Consider the following 18,767-nt stretch of genomic DNA (forward strand, 5'->3'; position numbering starts at 1 on the left):
TTTACTCTTATTTGGAAGATTAATTTGATTATTCGACGTTATCTCGTCAAGCAAGTGGTTTCGACTTCGTTGGTCGTCGTTGCACTATTAACACTCATCATGATGGGTGGACGTTTGATCAAGTATTTTGGCGTGGCAGCGCAAGGTCGCTTAGATGCCAGCATCCTGTTTAGTATCATTGGTTATCGCTTACCTGAATTTTTAACATTAATTCTTCCATTGGGTTTCTTTATTGGATTGATGCTGGTCTTTGGTCGTTTGTATGTCGATCATGAGATGGCTGTGTTCAATAGTAGTGGTTTGAGTCGTATCCAATTGGCACGCTTATTAATTCCACTCACCGTCATTTATCTATTTGTGCAAACGATTTTGATGGTTTGGCTATCTCCTTGGGGGATTCGCCAGTATGAACAATTGGTATCGACCCAAGCAGTTCGGACAGGTTTTGACCTTGTACGACCCAAAGAGTTTATTTCCTCTGGCGCCTATACCATCTATGCGGGTTCTTTATCCGAAGATCGTAAGAATTTAAAAGATATTTTCTTTTATCAGCGTGCTGAAAAAGAAGGTAAACCTGATGTCATGATTTTGGCAAAAGAAGCGACACGCGTTGAAATGGCGAATGAAACGGCCAGTATTGTCGATCTAATTCAAGGGCGTCGCTATGAAATTTATCCGGGAACACCTAAATATACACAAGCTGAGTTTCAATCTTATCGCCTGCGTTTAGAGAGTGATAAAGAAGCCAAATTTGAGAGTGGTGAAGTCGAAGCCTTACCGATTGGAAAATTACTGGAAGTTAAAAATGATCCAGTGATTGAGAGTGAATTGGGGTGGCGTATTTTTGTACCATTTTCAATGATTGTTGCACTGATGTTGGCAACGGCATTGTGTGAAGTTAGTCCTCGACAAGGTCGTTATTTAAAACTGTTCCCAGCCTTGTTGATTTTTGCCAGTTTAATTGTGGCATTGATGGCGATTAAAACTCGAATTAGTAAAGCTGAAGTTGGGATTTGGGCTTATCCAGCAATATTGTTGGTCTATGCCATTGCTGCGGCTTTATTCTCTAGAAAGCAGAAATTAGCGCCGAAAATTAAGAAACAAATACAGCGAGTGAGGTCATAATGTTAGCACGTAGAATTGTCGCCAAGCATGTGACTAAAACCACGGCACTTGCAATGTTGGGTGCAACGGCTGTGTTATCTGTGTTACAGATTTTATTTACCTATTTGGGTGAATTGGGAGACTTAAAAGAAGGTTATACGGCTTGGAATGCTTTGCAATATGTATTGTGGGGCGCACCACGTTATCTTTATGAAATTCTTCCTATTTCTGCATTGATTGGTGCGGTACTTGGCTTAGGCTCAATGGCATCCAATAGTGAGCTCATTGTGATGCGTGCTTCAGGGATTAGCTTGTGGCGGATCGTGGGTTGGGTAATGCGTTCAGCCATGCTGTTGGTTGTTTTGTCTTTTGTATTGAGCCAATTTGTTGTGCCTTATACCAATGAACATGCGAAAAGCATCAAAAGTCACCGTAGCGTCGCTGCATTGGGTGAGGTAAAAGGGTACTGGACACGTGAAGGGCAACGCTTTATTTACATTGACTACGCCAACTCACAAGGTACGTTGAAGCAAGTTCAAGTGATTGATTTTGATGAAAGTTATCGTATGAAGTCTTTATTGAATGCTGAACAAGGTAAGTTTGTTAAAGATGGGCAGTGGAATTTACAGAATAGTACCCAAGTGAACTTACTTGCGAATGGTCAGGCTCAGGTGGCTGCAACGAATCAACAAGACTTAGCTTTGGCTTTACAACCAAAATATGTGCATATGGTGACCATTGATCCTGAAGATTTGTCACCAAGTCAGTTGATTAGTTTTATGAAATATATGCATGAATATAGTCAAGTTCCAAAAACTTATTTATTGGCTTTTTGGAAGAATGTCGGATCGCCATTTGCTTTATTAGCCTTAGTTTTAATTGCGTGTTCATTTATTTTTGGGCCATTACGTCAACAATCGATGGGCTTCCGCTTGGTGATTGCTCTATTTGTTGGATTAGGTTTCTATTATTTACAAGATTTCTTGGGCTATGCAAGTTTGGTCTATGCACCGTCGCCTGCATGGTTTGTATTTTTACCGATTGTACTCATGTTTGGTGCAGGAAGTTATTTGCTCTACAGAGCACGCTAGCCCGTTTTAGATCAAGAATAGATCAATAAGGTTGAGATAGATTAAAAATTCAGATCATGAACATCAATGATTGCCATGGTCTGAGCATAGAGTCTGCCGTAAAAAAACGGTAAGATATCACGATTAATTTGTAAACAGAAAAGAGTGTAAATCATGACGGATGCAACTGCTGGCAAAATCCCTCACGTTCTTGTGATTATGGATGGTGTGGGTCATCGTGAAGCGGTCGAAGATAATGCGTTTTTAGCAGCAAAAACGCCAAATCTAACCATGATGCAAGAAAAGCATCCGCATAGTTTAATTTCTGGTTCAGGTGAAGATGTAGGTTTACCTGATGGGCAAATGGGGAATTCAGAAGTCGGCCACATGAATTTAGGTGCTGGTCGTGTGCTTTATCAAGATTTTACCCGTATTACCAAAGACATTCGTACAGGTGATTTCTTTGAACACGAAGTTTTGATTGATGCTGTAGAAAAAGCCAAAGCTGCCAATGGCGCAGTGCATATTATGGGCTTGTTGTCTGAAGGTGGTGTGCATTCACATCAAGATCATATTGTCGCAATGTGTGAGCTTGCATTGAAACGTGGTGCAAAAGTTTATTTGCATGCATTTCTTGATGGACGTGATACGCCACCACGTAGTGCAAAACCTTCATTAGAAAAATTGGATGAAGTTTTTGCACAGTATCCAAATCAAGGTCGTATTGTCACGATGATTGGTCGTTATTTTGCAATGGATCGTGATAATCGTTGGGATCGTGTTGAGCAAGCTTATCGTTTGATGACTGAAGGTGAAGCAGCACGTGTAGTAGATTCGGCGGTTGATGGCTTAGAACAAGCGTATGCAGCCAATGAAAATGATGAATTCGTAAAAGCAACACGCATTGGCGATATTGTCAAAATTCAAGACGGCGACAGTGTGATCTTTATGAATTTCCGTGCTGACCGTGCTCGTGAAATTACCAAAGCTTTTGCTGAAAAAGATTTTGCAGGTTTTGAACGTAAAGTCGTACCTAATTTATCAAAATTTGTCATGTTAACGCGTTATCAAGCGACAATTGATGCACCTGTGGCGTATATGCCTCAAGAGTTAAAGAACTCAATTGGTGAATATTTATCATCATTAGGCAAGACTCAGTTGCGTATTGCAGAAACTGAAAAGTATGCACACGTGACTTTCTTCTTCAGCGGTGGTCGTGAAGATGAATATCCGGGTGAGAAGCGTATTTTGATTCCATCGCCGAAAGTTGCAACTTATGACTTACAGCCTGAAATGAGTGCGCCAGAAGTGACAGATAAACTTGTGGATGCGATTAATTCTGGTGAATATGATCTTTTGGTGGTGAACTATGCCAATGGCGATATGGTTGGACACACAGGTGTATTTGATGCAGCTGTGAAAGCGGTTGAAGCTGTGGATATCAGCTTAGGTCGTTTATATGAAGCAGTGATGGCAAAACATGGACATATGTTGATTACAGCTGACCATGGTAATGTTGAGCAAATGCAAGACTATGTCAGTGGTCAGGTACATACTCAGCATACAACAGAACTCGTACCATTCATCTATGTTGGGCCTACTTCGGCAACGATTGCAGAAGGTGGTGTTTTGGCAGATGTTTCACCGACTATTTTAAGTTTGATGAACCTTCCTGTGCCATCAGAAATGCAAGGGCGTAATCTGATTACGTTAAATCCATAAGATACAAATAAGATAACAAGACAGGTGTGTGAATGGCTCAAGCTTGGAAATATATTGCTGTTTTAACAGGATTACTGACCAGTGGAAGCCATTCTGTATGGGCAGTTGAAAATACTGCCCCACTTGATTTTGATGGAGAAACGGAACAAACGGTTACAGAAGTACCGATTGAGTCGATAGAACAATTTGTACAAATTTACGGAATCGTCAAAGATAATTATGTAGAAGAAAAACCAGATGATGTCCTATTTCTACAAGCAATCAAAGGGTTGGTCGGTGGGTTAGACCGCTACTCACGATATTTAACCGCTGAAGAATACAAGCAACTGATGCAATATACTGAAAGTGATCTTGCAACAGCAGATTTTGAGTTAACTTTCGATAATCATATTCATCAATGGAAAATTAAAAACTTACGTGAAAACTCAGATTCAGCCAAATTGGGCTTAAAAAATGGCTTCACTATTTTTAAAATTGAAAATCAAGAACTTAAGAATTTAAATGCAGAACAAGTTGATGACTTATTACACGGGTCGATCGGATCAACTTTTCAGTTGCAACTCAGTGAAAAAAGCCCTGCAATAACCATTATGAGAAATCGGAAGTTAGATGTCGCCGATATCGAACCGATGATGCTACATAATCAGGTTTTAGTCTTGAAGGTTAAGGTTTTTCAGCAAGATACGGCCAATGAAATTAAACGATTAATTGAAGAATATAGTTCGCAAAAAGTGAAAGCTGTTTTATTGGACTTACGTAATAATCCAGGAGGATTATTGTCTGCTGCCGTTGAAACGGCTGATTTATTTTTAAACCAAGGTACTATCGTTTCAACCAAGAGCCGTTCGGAAGGCAATCAACAATTTCAAGCTTTGCCGGGAAATGAATTTCCAAATATTAAATTAGGTATTTTGATTAATGGTCGCTCAGCATCCGCAGCTGAAGTTTTTACAGCGGCGATGAAAGAACATCAGCGAGCTTGGGTGATTGGTGAAAAAAGTTATGGTAAAGGCGTGGTGCAGAAATTATTCCCATTACCCAATGGCGCAGCCCTACAAATGACGGTTTCACATTACTTTACACCCAATGGAAATATGATTGATGGGCAGGGCATACGTCCAGATTTAGAGCTACCATGGGCGATCGATTTAAAAGAAGAAAGTTATCTCAACAATGTTTCTGATCAATTGCTTAAACATCGTTAATATTTGATTTATTACACCGTAGAGTAAATCGGGCAATAAAAAGCTGAGCGTTTTTGCTCAGCTTTTCAGTTTTCAAAAATGATGAAAGATGAAGAGCTTAATCATCATCTGTATCTAAACCAAATTTCTTCAAACGATAGCGTAGAGAGCGGAAAGTCATCCCCAATTTTTTTGCTGCTAAAGTCCGATTCCAATGGGTTTGGTTCAATGCAGAAAGAAGCACTTCTTTTTCCACTTTTTCCAAATATTCCTCTAAACCTTCTTCAGGAATTTTCTGGCCTTTCAGTGCTATATCTGTTTGTACTGCTGTTTTTACATCCGTTTCAGCGGTTTCATTTTGGCTGACTCCACGAAGTGGTGCAGGTTGTAAGTGTTGAATATCCAATTGATCTTCATCACACATGGTAATGGCTTTTTCAATGATATTACGCAGTTCACGAACGTTACCAGAGTAGTGTTGTTCTAATAAAAACGCTTTAGCTACTTCAGTGAGTTGTTTCGTTGGAATTTGCCACTCAGCACAGATCACTTGAATAAAATGCGTAGCTAAAATAAGAATATCTTGGTCGCGTTCACGTAAAGGTGGTAACACAACATCCATGACATGAATTCTAAAAAAGAGGTCATGACGGAATTTACCTTGCTCGACCAATACTTCAATGTCTTGGTGGCTGGCACTGATAATACGGAAATCGACTTCGATTTCAGTATCACTGCCTAAAGGACGGATTTTCTTTTCTTGCACAGCACGCAGTAGCTTGGCTTGCATTGCCAATGAAAGTTCTGCAATTTCATCTAAAAATAAAGTCCCACCATTGGCTACTTGGATCAGACCTTGTTTGTCTTGTGTTGCACCAGAGAAACAGCCTTTTTTATGCCCAAAAAGCTCACTTTCCATCAGATCTTCTGAAATCGCACCACAATTAATCGCAATAAATGGACTATCACTGCGGTTGCTTAATTTATGAATCAAATTGGCAACAACTTCTTTACCTGTACCTGATTCACCTGTAATGAATACAGGCGCTTGTGAGCGTGCAATCTTTTTAATCGATTCTCTGAGTTTGCGAATGACTTGAGAGTTACCAATCAGCATTGATTGCTCAATTGGGATTTCAGCAACATTAACGTCCAATTGCGGTACATGCAGCGCTTTTTGTAAGAGCTGTTGCAAGTGTAATTGGTTAATCGGTTTACTGACGAAATCAAAAGCCCCAGCTTTGAGTGAAGCAATTGCAATTTCCATGTTGCCATAAGCCGTTAAAACAGCAATGGGCGTTTTAGGATAGTGTTGAGAGACGTGTTTTACCAAGTCTAAACCACTTCCATCAGGAAGGTTAAGATCGGTAATACAAGCATCGTATTTGTATTCACTAAAAAAATATTTGGCTTGTTGTAAATGATGGGCCATATGGGTTTTTATTCCCATTCGTGAAAGGCTCATTTGCATGAGCATGCATAAATCTTGTTCATCATCTACAAGTAAAACCAATGGTTGTCGTGTAGTCATATCCCCAAAAACCTAAGTTTATTCCGTGAGTGGGCATTCGATACGAAAGCATGCCCCTTGTTGTTTTTGCTCAACGTAAATTAATTTCGCTTGATTCGCTTCACATATGCTGAGTGATAGGTACAATCCTAAACCAGTTCCATTGATTTCGGTACTAAAAAATGGCTGAAATAGTTGCGAGATGTCGTGTTTTGCAACACCTTTTCCATAATCAATCACATCAATACAAATATGATGCTCATTTTTAAACGCTTTAATCAGAACAAAATCTGCATATTCATCATTATGACGTAGTGCGTTACGAACCAGATTGATCAATACTTGGCGAAGCTGCATATCATCAAAATTAACAAAAAGCTGTGTTTGAACATCCAATTGAATGTTTTGACGAGCATCCTGTAGATCATTAATGAGTAAATCATTCAAAAAATTTTGAAGATGAATTTTAGTTGCTGTGGTTTTCCTATTTTTCGCCATATCTAAAGTATCTTTGATGATACTGTTAATACGCACAGCTTGTTTTGAAATCATTTGATGAAGAATCGCTTGTTGTTGTCCGCTACTTCCCATAATTAAATCATTGGCTTGTACTATAGCCGCGAGAGGATTTCTAATTTCATGAGCAATACTGGCAGATAGCTGTCCCAAAGCTGCGAGCTTTAATTGTTGAACCTTTTGATTGATTTTTTGAGCATCTTCCAAAACTAAAAGCGTCAATGCTTGATGCGGAACGACCAACTTTTGTACACGAATATCAACAGTATAAGCCGATTTATACGATTCGAATTGAAAGCGCTCACTGTCTTTGATCACAGTATTTTCTAATATGTCATATAAATCAGGTTGAAAATGCGAAAGAAGATATTGCTCATGTGCATAGAGCGGAGGAATACCTAAAAGTAAGCATGCAGCAGGATTACTGACAATAATTTTGTATTGTCCATCAAGCACTAAATAGCCGACTTCAATTTGTTCTAAAATATAGCGATTGATATTTTGTAATTTAAACAGCTCAATAGATTGATAGGTATTCAATGACTCAAGCAATTGAAAGCGGTTAATTGCAACCTGTCCAATACCGTAAACCATAAAAAATAAGAAAGCCAATAAAGCGCTATTCCCAATATTATTCAGATTTGAGAAATCAAAAAAACTGCCAAAAAATTGCTGATAAATAACAGCAATCACAGCAACCAGTGTTACGAATAAAGCTTTTCGTTTTGAGAGTAAAAAATTTGCGACAAATACAGTGATAACAAATAAAATACTAATGGCAAGATTTGGGCCGTCCAATGCAAAGGTGAGTAAGCTGAGGAAAGGAATGTCGACGAGAAAAAAGCCAATAAATTGTCGATTGACCCCATGTGGATAGAACCTGAGCAATACCATTTGCAATGCTGCAATCACGGTAAATGCAGCTACAGAATAAAAATATAAACTTGGATAGGTGTAATGAGGCTCTTGATTCTCTAAGGTAATCAAAAAGATCACGATAAGACAGAATGCAATAACCAGTCGATAAATTGAATACAGCGCGCCTAGACGGTAAATCGTTTGATAAATAGGAACAGATACCGTAGGCTGCATAATGTACTCAAATTAAATTTTATATTTTTAATTGATTTAAGGTTTGATCAAACCATAACGAATAGCAAGATGAGTGAGTTTAACATCACTATCGAGACCTAGTTTTTCAAAAATACGATAGCGGTAAGTATTGACGGTTTTAACACTAACAAAAAGTTTATCTGAAATTTCTTGAGCGCTCACACAATTGACCACCATCATGGCAACTTGCATTTCACGTTCTGAAAGCGCATCAAATGGCGAAGTCTGTGTATCTGATAAATATGAACTCGCCAATTGTTCAGCAATATCAGCACTAAAATATTTACCGCCTTGCATGACTTTTTTAATTGCTCGAACCATTTCAGTAATTGGCGCACCTTTGGTGATGTAACCTCTTGCTCCAGCTTTAAGGAGTAATGATGGATAAGGTTCCTCTGCAAGCCCACTGACCGCCAAAACTTTGGTATCAGGTGCTGTTTGCAATAAGCGACGTGTTGTTTCAACACCACCGATCCCCGGCATATTGACATCTAGTAAAACCACATTGGGATGCTGCTGTCTGACGATCGTAATGGCTTCTTCGCCTGATTCGGCTTGTCCAATGACTTGAATATCCGTCTGATCTTCCAGCATTCTGCAGATGCCTGTTCTTACTAATTCATGGTCATCTACCACTAAGACAGTAATCACTTACACCTCCTCACAATTCTTAATATCAATATTTTTGTTACATAACGCAAAAAATACTTGCAATGTCATCACAAAATTAGCAATCCTATTCCTAATAACCGTAAAATATTTATGCACAATGCTGTGATTAAAATATTTGTTTTAATATAGTCACGTTTGAGTGTAAATGTAAGTCATATTTGAGGCAATTAGCAAGTTTGTGAAAACCTCCCTGAGATGAGTAAATTATCGTGAAAAATCCCAAAAAAACGTTAATGCATGTACTGAGTTTATCAGTACTACTCAGTTTGAGTTCAACTGGTTTTGCTGACATCGTTATGAATTCACCGGGGACGGCAGGACAAGCAACTGTCAGTTGGTCTTCTTCAGATGCTAGCCAATTGTTGAATGATGACTCTGTTGAAGATGGTGATGAGCCTTCACCGCAAGGGTCTACCACTTTAACGACAACCATCCGTGCCTCAAATACAGCACCTACAGGCTTGACCAATAGATCTGTACAAATTGTTGATACCAACAGTTATAGCAGCCAACCTTCAGTTAACGCACGCGCTGCTTTGGTTATGGATGCAAAAACAGGTGAGGTGTTGTTCAGTAAAAATACCAATACTGCGATGCCAATTGCATCCATTACCAAGTTAATGACAGCGGTAGTGACCGCAGACGCTCGTTTGGATATGTCTGAAGATATCACGTTGCAACAAATTGATTTTGCTGGTGCGGGAGGTAAAAACTCAAGCTCAACATTAAAAGCAGGCGATACCATGAATCGCGCTGAAATGTTACTTGTTGCCTTGATGAAATCTGAAAACCCAGCAGCCGCAGCATTAGCGCGTACTTATCCAGGTGGTCGTCAGGCTTTCTTTGCCGCAATGAATGCCAAAGCACGCCAATTGGGCATGAATTCTACACATTATGTTGAATCAACTGGTTTAGACCCACACAATATATCTTCTGCACGTGATCTAGGTATTTTGGTAAGTGCAGCTTCTCAATATGGTTTGATCCGCCAATTCTCAACGACAGCGCATTATGATTTCAATTTAGGCTATCGAATTCTTAAATCAAATAATACCAATGCATTGGTTCGTAATGGTGGCTGGAATATCAATATTTCAAAAACAGGCTATATCAATGAAGCAGGGCGTTGTGTGGTGATGCATACTACTGTCAACAATCGTCCAGCCGTAGTGGTGTTGCTTGGTGCAAGTTCATCTCAAGCACGTACCAACGACGCAACCAATTTATTGAATTGGGTGAGCAATTTACCAAAACGTATTTAATATTTTCAATTAAAAAACGCTTCCTTTGTGAAGCGTTTTTTATGTCTAATAGTGTGAAATTCAAATATTTAATTAAATATTTTAATCAGGTTTCTATTTGAAATCAGTGGTTAGTGCATGAATCACTCTATTTTTTCTTGCTGAGAATCTTGACCATGTGCTGAGATTTTCCCACCCACAGTGAGTAGACCTGGGCTACCACCTTGCTCCACAACATAAGAAATTACATGATCACCATAGGTCGCAACATCCCCTTTAATGGTAATACTTTGCGCCTCACCACCATTTTTGATACTTAATGCGTATGCTGGCAAATCAAAATACACACCTTTGACCAATGAACTGCCTATAGAACCATGAGTGATCACATTACCATTTACTGTGAGCGTTCCAATTTTTTTACCGATTTGTATCCCGACAGAACCATCTCCAAATGTTTCTATAGACTGGAATGAAATATTTTCGACGGTACCATCGTATTGGTTATAACCTCTTGCCCCTAAACCAAAGGTTTGTAATGGTGCATTTACGGTAAAGTTTTTCACAATTCCAAAGTTTACAAAGCCTACACCGCTTGGCCCATAAGAAATGACGGGTGCATTACTGGTCCAGTTATCGACGCTGCCCCAGACATCTAAAACCATATCATTTACGCCATAAGTGATCACTTCACCATCTGTAATGACCTCTTGTGCATGTGCGCCATAGAGTACGAATACACCCGCAGTAATATAATCCGCAACACCTAAAGGTATTTTGCCATTGGAATAAACAGCTTTTGTATGTAATGTCGAAATTTCAGTTTTACCGCCTTGATCGCCAAAACCTGAAATGAATACACCAGAACCTGAAACTGGTGCATTTTTTCGGCCAATACTTAAATTATGAATAGAAACAGACACTAAGCTATCAGCATTTGCATTAATATTATAAATTGTCAAAGCACCTTGTAAAACATTTACGCCATACTTTTGTGGTTGTTCCAAATAATGCCTAGCATCAGCAGCATGGATATCTAAACCATTGATAATAATATTGGTTTTTTCTACACCAACTCTTGTAATGATCGAAACTTGCCCCTTGACTGACAAATTCTCAAATATAAAAGTGCCGAGGTCTTGTTGAACAATCGTATTAAAAATCGCTTTGTGATTCTCAGGTGCATCTATATTCAGGTTTTTAATCGAATTGTTTGCACTTACCCCAATACCATCTGAATGCTGAAATGAAAGTAGCGGAAGTTCTCCATTTTCCTGAGGTTTTCCAGTTAAAGTTACACCTTCAGATAATAAGATGCTGTAATTACATAGAATACTTCTGGTAATGATAATGTCTTTTTGTCCAGTTTGAATTGCAGTAATGAGGTCGTTGAATGTATTGATTAGCATGATCATTTTCCTTTTTATATGACTGAAAATCCATATCAACATAAGGATTTTATTTATCATATAATTTTAGGAATTTTGAATATATTTCTAAATTGTATTCAGGTTGTTATTACTTATAATTATTATATTATTCAATCGGATCGGTTTCATTTTTACATAATAATGTTTTATTTTATGCAAAGAAAATAACCAAGCATTGCTCATTTTAAGTATGGGTCATACTAAACCGCTAAAAAATTATTTTAAGACAGCACCGTGCAAAAAAACCAGTTGCGAACAACTGGTTTTTTTATTTTAGAATGAGACAGGTTTATTCTTACATATTAGAAAGAATCGAATCTCTCACTTGATTCATTGTTGCATCGATAGATAACATCACTGCATCTTCACATTGTTTAATCGCAGTATCAGGATCTTTTAGACCATTACCTGTTACGGTACAAACAATCATTGAACCTTCAGGAATCTTACCTGCTTTGATATCACGGATTGCACCGCCAATAGATGCAGCAGAAGCTGGCTCAACAAATACACCTTCATACATTGAAAGTAGACGTTGTGCTTCTAAGATTTCAGCATCTGTTAACTCATCAAACCAACCATTTGAATCACGAACAACGGCTTTAGCATGATTAAAGCTTTGTGGATTACCAATACGGATTGCTGTTGCAACAGTTTCAGGGTTTTCAACAGGGCCACCACGTAAGAATGGTGCAGCACCCGCTGCTTGATAACCGACCATGATCGGACGACCTTCAGGATTTGGACCTGTGAATTTGTCCGTTGCAGGGTCATAAACCACTTGCTCAAATTCTTCAATCGGTTGGTTCGCAACAGCTTCTGTATAACCCATCCAGTGCGCAGTGATATTTCCTGCATTACCAACTGGCAAGCAGTGATAATCAGGCGCACGACCTAATGCTTCAACGATTTCGTAAGCAATGGTTTTTTGACCTTGCAGACGATAAGGGTTGATCGAGTTTACAATCGTTACAGGTGCTTGATCTGCAACTTCTTTCACTAGACGCATACCGTCATCGAAGTTACCACGGATTTGCATGGTAATTGCGCCGTACATCATGGCTTGCGCCATTTTACCCATTGCAATTTTGCCTTCTGGGATCAATACAAATGCTTTGATGCCTGCACGTGCAGCATAAGCCGCAGCCGCAGCAGAGGTATTGCCTGTAGATGCACAGATAATCGCTTTAGAGCCTTCTTCAACCGCTTTCGTTACAGCCATGGTCATACCACGGTCTTTAAATGAACCTGTCGGGTTTAGACCTTCATACTTCACATAAATTTCAACATTTTTACCAATAATACCTGGAATATTGTCTAATTTAATGAGCGGTGTATTACCTTCATTTAAAGAAATAGCACGTGTAGTTTTAGATACTGGTAAGCGGTCACGATAGCGATCAACAAGTCCTGTATAGCGATTGGCATTAGACATGATGGTGTTCCAATTGTATGTAGAGCAAATAAAGATATTCTTTTAACCCCCAAAACGTTTTCGATCAAACAGTTTTGAGGGAATGTAAAACCCGATTAGTTATCGAGCAATTCTAAACGAATTCTGACGATTTCGCCATGAATAGCAGGCAAAGCTTGGATTTGAGAAAGTGCAGTATTCATGATCGATTCCTGAATTGGATCCGTTAAAATCACGATAGGAATCAAATCTTTTAAGCGAGGCTGCTGCATAATGGCATCGATACCAATACCAGCACGGCTTAAAATTGTTGTTACATCTGCAAGTACGCCAGTTTGATCTTCAGCATTTAAGCGAATGTAATAACCCGTTGTCATTTCATCACTGCTTAAAATTGGTAAGTCAGATAATGCTTCAAATGCAAGCTGTGGAATTGTTCCTGCGCCATCTTCGGTATAGATAATGTCACGGACAATATCTACGACATCCGCTACTACAGCAGAGGCGGTAGGCCCTGCACCTGCTCCAGCACCGTAATATAGTGTTGGGCCGACAGCATTGGCTTGAACCAATACTGCGTTCTTCACACCATTGACATTGGCAATTAATTCTTCTTCAGGAATTAAAGTTGGATGAACGCGAAGTTCGATGCCTTTTGCAGAACGACGTGCGATACCTAGATGCTTAATTTTATAACCGAGTTCTTCTGCATACTTCACATCTTGAGCAGTCACTTTGGTAATACCTTCGGTATAGACTTTGTCGAACTGTAAAGGAATACCAAATGCACAAGAAGCCAAAATCGTCAGTTTATGTGCCGCATCAATGCCTTCAACGTCAAACGTTGGATCTGCTTCGGCATAACCCAATTCTTGCGCTTCTTTAAGTACATCTGCAAAGGCACGACCTTTTTCACTCATCTCGGTGAGGATAAAGTTACCTGTACCGTTGATGATCCCTGCAAGCCATTCAATTTTATTGGCAGCCAAGCCTTCACGAATGACTTTAATAATTGGTATACCACCTGCAACAGCAGCTTCAAATGCAATTTGGACATGATGGTCATCAGCAGCTTTAAACAATTCATTACCATGTTCTGCTAAAAGTGCTTTGTTTGCAGTAATGACTTGTTTGCCATGTTTAATGGCTTCCATAATGACTTCATAAGCAGGGTGAATACCACCCATGACTTCAACGACAACATCGACATCAGGTTGACGGACGATATCAAGTAAATCCGCACTTTGTTTGATACTTGCAGGTAAATCTAAATCTGGGCGTGGGCGACGCGTACCCACATGAGTAATTTCAATTTCACGACCGGTGCGACGTCGAATTTCAGCAGCGTTTTCTTGTAGTAGTTTAAGGGCTCCACCGCCTACGGTACCTAGACCGAGTATTGCCAGACGAACTGGTTTCACGTCACACTCCAATTATGCATATAAATTATATTAAGCTTAGATCATAGCTAAAAAATGCGCCAGACTCTAGGGTCTGGCGCACTTTATATTGATGTATAAATAATAGTAAATTTATTGATAAAAACTATTTATTTAAACGGCTTTCAATTTCGTCTGCAGTCATGTAGCCGCCTAGGTATTCACCCTCTGAACTGTAAATCGCTGGTGTACCATTTACGCCCATTTTAAGACCTAAAGCATATTGATCACGCACTGGGTTTTTGCATGTCGCAGGTGGAAGTGCTACACCTGCAATTGCTTGGTCAAATGCAGTTTGACGGTTTGGGCTACACCATACACTTTCCATTGCAGGAATGAATTGTTCGCCACGTGGCCATGCAATATAACGAACTTCGATGCCTTTTGCTGTGATTTCACCCATATGCTCATGCAGTTTATGGCAATACGGACAGCTTGCATCGGTAAAGACATAAACGACGTGCTTGGCTTTGCCTTGCGCAGGGTAAACCAATAAATCTTCAACTTTTAGACTTGCGAAGTGTTTTTTATTCTCGGTTGCTTGAATTTTGTCGCCAATACTGCTGAGTTTTTTATCACCTAAACGAATGACATCCCCTTGAATAAGGTATTTACCATCCGCAGTTGCATAAACTGAGCTCATGCCTTCCATGCTAACCCAATACATATTTGGCATTTCGGTTGGCTTAACATCTAAAATCTTTGCGTTGATGTCCGCTTTTTTGAAATTTGCTTGTAGTGTTTGAATTAAACGTTGCTGTTTGTTTCGTTCAGTTAAATTCGATGCTTCACCAGTCGCTGGTGAAGTCGCTGTTAGGGTATCATCTTTTTTTGAGTCTTGGTTTTTTGAACAAGCACTCAATGCCATTGCACTTGCGACTACACAAGCAAGCATCAATTTTGAACGATTTAATTGCATAGATAACTCTTTATGATTCTTCAGTATGATTGATTTGAGCGAATTCGATTTAGGCGAATTAGCATAGCAAAATTTTCAACAAGATTCGTTAAAACTTGATTAAGGGATATAAATTAGCGACATATAACACAATATTATCTTTATATTCTTAAACTTAATTACTATTCACTTAATCTAAAAATGAGTAGTTTTAAGCCCGAGGATGATATTTCTCATGCAATTGTTGCATTCGCACTTGTGCAACGTGGGTGTAAATTTGGGTGGTTGATAAATCGCTATGCCCTAACAACATCTGCACCACACGCAGATCTGCGCCATGATTTAATAGATGCGTTGCAAATGCATGTCTGAGTGTATGTGGCGATAATTCAGATTGAATATTGGCTTGTAAGGCATAACGTTTAATGGCATACCAAAAGTTTTGGCGACTCATAATGCCACCGTGTTGTGTGAGAAATAAATAATCCGTAGATGATTTATACAGTTGTGGTCGTGCATCGACTAAATATTTCTCAACCCATTCACAAGCTACAGCACCTAAAGGAACCAAACGTTCTTTGTTGCCTTTACCTGTAATGCGTAAATAGCCTTGTTTTAAATTGATCAATTCAAGTCTTAAATTTAATAATTCAGTAACACGTAAACCACAAGCGTAAAGCACTTCAAACATGGCTCGATCACGCAACCCAAGTGCTGTTTCGGTATTGGGTGCTTGAATCAACGCATCCACATCCTGTTCAGATAAATCTTTCGGTAAAGCCCTTCCTAGTTTCGGGGTTTTATGTGTTGCGACAGGATTATCAAGACGAATTTTTTGTTCACGAAGAAATTTAAAAAAAGATCGTAATGCAGATAGCGTACGGGCAATTGAACGAGGACTTTTACCTTGTTTAGTGAGTTTGATCAGCACATCAGAAATATCGTCAGCAGACCAGTCTGGTAAATTGGTATTCGCATCTTCACTGCATTGAATTAAATCAGATAAATAGGCATTACGTGTATGTGGACTAACCGTTTGAGCAATTAAATAGTCACGAAAACCGTTTAGAAAACTCAAATTTTCTGGAATTGTTACGGCTGTTGGTATTCGTGGTTTTTTATTTAGCATAGTTTTAAAGCATAAGAAAATCGGTTTATTGTTGAAATGTAGACTAAAAAAACAAGGAAGTCGAATCCTGAAGAGAATGAGAATTGGAATCAAACCTTATTTGGTAATTATTCTCATTTGTATGTATAATAAATTATATATCGAATTAATTTTAGGATTAGTTGCAGTGCGTTTGTCAGACTTGAAAGTAAAGCAAACTGCCATTATCAGCAAGGTCAATCGCACCACTGAAGATAATGACAATCAACCAGATTTAGTGGCGAGCCGTTTGGAAACATTAGGTTTTGTAGCTGGCACACGTGTACAAGTCATCACTAAAGGCGTTTTTGGTGGTGATCCTATTTTGATTCAGGTGGGATTTACTCGTTTTGCACTACGTAAAATTGAAGCAGCTAAAATTGAAATTGAAAAAGTATTGGAAGGAGCTTCGACATGAGCGAAACGTTACGAGTCGCTTTAGTCGGGAATCCTAACTGCGGTAAAACTTCACTATTCAACCATTTAACAGGAACTCGCCAAAAAGTTGCCAACTATGCAGGGGTAACGGTTGAACGTAAGGTCGGTACATTTAATTTACCTTCTGGTCGTGGCGTGCGTGTGTTGGATTTACCTGGAACGTATAGTTTAAATGCAACCAGCCCTGATGAAGCGATTACTCGTGATGTGGTCATGGGGAAAATTGCTGAAGAACAGACGCAAGATGCATTTTTATGTATTGTCGATGCGACAAATTTAAAACTACATCTTGGCTTAGTGTTGGAAGTGATTGAGCAAGGTAAGCCGATTCTACTTGTTTTAAACATGATGGATGAAGCACGTCGCCGTGGTATGCAGATCAATACTCAGAAGTTGTCACAACGTTTAGGTGTACCTATCGTAGAAACTGTGGCTGTGCGTAATGCAGGTATTGAAAACTTGATGGCTGCTTTGGATAGTGAAAAATTCAAAACACCTGACACAGAACTGAGTGATGTTAAATTATCAGGCTCGAATCATGAAAAAATTGATCAGATCTTAAAAGATGTGGTGATTTTTGTTGATCATGAAGATAAGCGTACAGATTTCCTAGATAAAATTTTTCTGCATCCTGTTTTGGGTCTACTCAGCTTAGCTTTGATGATGTTCGTGGTGTTCCAAGCCGTATTTGCTTGGGCTGCGCCATTTATGGATGGTATTGAAGCATTCTTTGGTTGGTTTGGTGAATGGATTGGTCCATTTATCTCACAACCTTTACTCAAAAGTTTAGTGGTAGATGGTGTTGTTGCAGGGGCAGGCAGTGTTGTAGTGTTCTTGCCACAAATTTTAATTTTATTCTTCTTTATTCTGGTCTTGGAAGAATCTGGTTATTTACCTCGAGCAGCTTTCTTACTCGATAAGTTGATGTTTAAAGCAGGTTTAAGTGGGCGTGCTTTTATTCCTCTACTTTCAAGCTTTGCTTGTGCTGTACCCGGCATTATGGCGACTCGAAGTATCAGTGATCCACGAGATCGTTTGGTGACGATACTTGTGGCACCGTTGATGACCTGTTCTGCTCGATTGCCTGTTTATGCTTTATTGATCGCTGCATTTATTCCAGAAAAAATGGTTTGGGGCTTCCTGAATCTACAAGGTTTAGTGTTGTTCGGTTTATACATGGCAGGGATCGTGAGTGCATTGATTGTTGCAACGGTGTTGAAATTCTTCCAAAAAGATAAATCGCAACATGCATTGTTGATGGAATTACCAAGTTATCGTATTCCAGATATTAAAAGTGTTTGGATTGGTTTATTAGACCGTGCCAAGATTTTCTTAAAGCGTGTCGGTGGCATTATCTTCGCTTTATCGATCTTGCTCTGGTTCTTATGTACCTTCCCGCAAGCGCCCGAAGGTGCAACTTTACCTGCGATTGACTATTCATTTGCAGGGATGTTAGGTCATGTCATGCAGCCGATTTTTGAGCCTATTGGTTTCAATTGGCAAATCTGTATTGCATTGATTCCTGCTATGGCAGCTCGTGAAGTTGTGGTTGCAGCGCTTGGAACAGTGTATGCCTTGTCTGCGACTGATGAGGATGCTGTATCTCAGGGTTTATCGCAACTGATCAGCCAAGGTGATTTGAGTTGGTCTTTAGCTACAGGCCTGTCACTGTTGGTGTGGTTTATTTACGCACCGCATTGTTTGGCAACTTTGGCAACAGTACGTCGTGAAACGGGTTCGTGGAAAACTGTGGCTGGAATGACAGTGTATTTGTTTGGTTTAGCTTATTTGATGGCATTTTTAACCTATCAAATTGCATCTCGTTATTTTGGTTTGTAAGTGTTCGATTGATATTGCTTTTTTGTACGG

Annotated in this window: 15 protein-coding genes; 7 read left to right on the top strand and 8 right to left on the bottom strand. The window is 39.3% G+C overall.

What is annotated here, in order from left to right:
* Window positions 1–24 precede the first annotated feature (24 nt).
* From lptF to GGG_RS0105545, 4 genes are all read left to right on the top strand, one after another.
* Complete coding sequence (gene lptF, locus GGG_RS0105530; protein WP_010112918.1) at window positions 25–1,125, top strand: LPS export ABC transporter permease LptF; 1,101 nt, start codon at window positions 25–27, stop codon at window positions 1,123–1,125.
* Window positions 1,125–2,195 carry an LPS export ABC transporter permease LptG gene (gene lptG / locus GGG_RS0105535; protein WP_010112920.1) on the top strand — a complete coding sequence of 357 codons (1,071 nt, stop codon included), beginning with the start codon at window positions 1,125–1,127 and terminating at the stop codon, window positions 2,193–2,195. Before lptF ends, lptG begins: the two co-directional genes overlap by 1 nt.
* Window positions 2,196–2,348: 153 nt before the next feature.
* Entirely contained in the window at window positions 2,349–3,896 is a 1,548-nt protein-coding gene (gene gpmI / locus GGG_RS0105540) for a 2,3-bisphosphoglycerate-independent phosphoglycerate mutase (RefSeq protein ID WP_010112921.1), read from the top strand.
* A 32-nt stretch (window positions 3,897–3,928) separates the two neighbouring features.
* The gene (locus GGG_RS0105545; protein WP_010112922.1) at window positions 3,929–5,101 is read left to right on the top strand and encodes a S41 family peptidase; all 1,173 of its coding nucleotides are present in this window, start codon (window positions 3,929–3,931) and stop codon (window positions 5,099–5,101) included.
* A 97-nt stretch (window positions 5,102–5,198) separates the two neighbouring features.
* On the opposite strand, the gene GGG_RS0105550 is transcribed toward GGG_RS0105545, so the two are convergent.
* The 3 genes from GGG_RS0105550 to GGG_RS0105560 are packed head-to-tail and all read right to left on the bottom strand — an operon-like array spanning window position 5,199 to window position 8,870.
* Window positions 5,199–6,611: a sigma-54 dependent transcriptional regulator gene (locus GGG_RS0105550; protein ID WP_010112923.1), complete on the bottom strand. Its 1,413-nt coding sequence runs from the start codon at window positions 6,609–6,611 to the stop codon at window positions 5,199–5,201.
* An 18-nt stretch (window positions 6,612–6,629) separates the two neighbouring features.
* Window positions 6,630–8,198, bottom strand: a complete 1,569-nt coding sequence (locus GGG_RS0105555; protein WP_010112925.1) for a PAS domain-containing sensor histidine kinase — start codon at window positions 8,196–8,198, stop codon at window positions 6,630–6,632.
* 36 nt (window positions 8,199–8,234) lie between these two features.
* Window positions 8,235–8,870 (bottom strand): response regulator, encoded by a 636-nt coding sequence (locus tag GGG_RS0105560; protein WP_004718392.1) that lies wholly within the window; start codon window positions 8,868–8,870, stop codon window positions 8,235–8,237.
* A 230-nt stretch (window positions 8,871–9,100) separates the two neighbouring features.
* Here GGG_RS0105560 and pbpG point away from each other — a divergent pair, with 230 nt between their 5' ends.
* Window positions 9,101–10,153, top strand: a complete 1,053-nt coding sequence (gene pbpG / locus GGG_RS0105565; protein WP_010112933.1) for a D-alanyl-D-alanine endopeptidase PBP7/8 — start codon at window positions 9,101–9,103, stop codon at window positions 10,151–10,153.
* 122 nt (window positions 10,154–10,275) lie between these two features.
* On the opposite strand, the gene GGG_RS0105570 is transcribed toward pbpG, so the two are convergent.
* The 5 genes from GGG_RS0105570 to xerD form a co-directional block, all read right to left on the bottom strand.
* Window positions 10,276–11,541 carry a hypothetical protein gene (locus GGG_RS0105570; protein WP_010112935.1) on the bottom strand — a complete coding sequence of 422 codons (1,266 nt, stop codon included), beginning with the start codon at window positions 11,539–11,541 and terminating at the stop codon, window positions 10,276–10,278.
* Window positions 11,542–11,857: 316 nt separating this feature from the next.
* The gene (gene thrC / locus GGG_RS0105575) at window positions 11,858–12,997 is read right to left on the bottom strand and encodes a threonine synthase (protein WP_010112937.1); all 1,140 of its coding nucleotides are present in this window, start codon (window positions 12,995–12,997) and stop codon (window positions 11,858–11,860) included.
* A 95-nt stretch (window positions 12,998–13,092) separates the two neighbouring features.
* The gene (locus GGG_RS0105580; RefSeq protein ID WP_010112939.1) at window positions 13,093–14,397 is read right to left on the bottom strand and encodes a homoserine dehydrogenase; all 1,305 of its coding nucleotides are present in this window, start codon (window positions 14,395–14,397) and stop codon (window positions 13,093–13,095) included.
* Between the two features lie 124 nt (window positions 14,398–14,521).
* Entirely contained in the window at window positions 14,522–15,334 is an 813-nt protein-coding gene (locus GGG_RS0105585; RefSeq protein WP_010112940.1) for a thioredoxin fold domain-containing protein, read from the bottom strand.
* A gap of 190 nt (window positions 15,335–15,524) precedes the next feature.
* Complete coding sequence (xerD, locus tag GGG_RS0105590; protein ID WP_010112941.1) at window positions 15,525–16,442, bottom strand: site-specific tyrosine recombinase XerD; 918 nt, start codon at window positions 16,440–16,442, stop codon at window positions 15,525–15,527.
* A 166-nt stretch (window positions 16,443–16,608) separates the two neighbouring features.
* Here xerD and GGG_RS0105595 point away from each other — a divergent pair, with 166 nt between their 5' ends.
* Complete coding sequence (locus tag GGG_RS0105595) at window positions 16,609–16,878, top strand: FeoA family protein (protein WP_029574464.1); 270 nt, start codon at window positions 16,609–16,611, stop codon at window positions 16,876–16,878.
* On the top strand, window positions 16,875–18,737 hold the full coding sequence (feoB, locus tag GGG_RS0105600) for a ferrous iron transport protein B (protein WP_010112943.1): 1,863 nt from the start codon (window positions 16,875–16,877) through the stop codon (window positions 18,735–18,737). The genes GGG_RS0105595 and feoB overlap by 4 nt, the downstream gene beginning before the upstream one ends.
* The last annotated feature ends 30 nt before the right edge of the window (window positions 18,738–18,767 follow it).

The sequence above is a fragment of the Acinetobacter sp. P8-3-8 genome, from assembly GCF_000214135.1.
Lineage (GTDB): Bacteria > Pseudomonadota > Gammaproteobacteria > Pseudomonadales > Moraxellaceae > Acinetobacter.